This is a genomic window from Actinomadura rugatobispora, from assembly GCF_042656285.1.
GTDB classification, from domain to species: Bacteria; Actinomycetota; Actinomycetes; order Streptosporangiales; family Streptosporangiaceae; genus Spirillospora; species Spirillospora rugatobispora.
Map to the genome: position 1 here is coordinate 1 of NZ_JBHSON010000287.1, position 632 is coordinate 632.

At 57.1% G+C, this 632-nt stretch carries 2 protein-coding genes; both read left to right on the top strand.

All coding sequences use genetic code 11. From position 1 onward, the window contains the following. The first annotated feature begins 54 nt into the window (after nucleotides 1-54). Complete coding sequence (locus tag ACFPZN_RS56395) at nucleotides 55-507, top strand: hypothetical protein (RefSeq protein ID WP_058663340.1); 453 nt, start codon at nucleotides 55-57, stop codon at nucleotides 505-507. Beyond that, nucleotides 488-632, top strand: a 145-nt coding sequence (locus ACFPZN_RS56400) for a head-tail connector protein (protein ID WP_378293712.1), incomplete at its 3' end; no start/stop codon positions are given. The genes ACFPZN_RS56395 and ACFPZN_RS56400, both read left to right, overlap by 20 nt.

Sequence of the window (632 nt, forward strand, 5' to 3'; positions counted from 1 at the left end):
CGACAATCGTGATTAACAGCCCGCCCCGCGTGGGCTTTTTTACAGGTGAACATCATGGCTCCTAAAACCAAAAACACTCAGAAAGACGATACCGCCACCGACACCAACGCCGAGCCAGCGGTAACGACTGCAGCTGCAGCTGATACTTCAGCACCGACACCAGACGTTAACGCCGGTTCTGCAGGCGAAGCCGGTGGTGACGGTGATGGTACCGAACCCGGTCCGGACGGCGACGATACGGATTCAGGTGGTGATGCAAAACAGGACGAAACCCCAGAGGAACGCATGTCAAAACTGACTGGAAAAGTCGCTTCGGTACAAAACGGGCGCGTCGCGGTGACGTTCCTTGGTCCGTTTAGCCGCTACAGCCGTGGCGATGTAGCCTGCTTTGACAGCGCCGTCGCTCAGGACATGGTGGACCGAAATATCGCCGTCTGGGCAAAAGATGCAGAACGCGCCCTTCAACCGAATAAGGACGATGACGCGCATGATACTGACATTGGCTGAAGCCAAAACCCAGCTGCGCCTCGAGCTGGATTTTGATGAGCACGACAGCCTGCTGACCAGCCTGATTGACGCGGCTCAGCGCAGCATCGAGCGCAGCTACTACTGCAGGCTGGTAGAGAACCAGG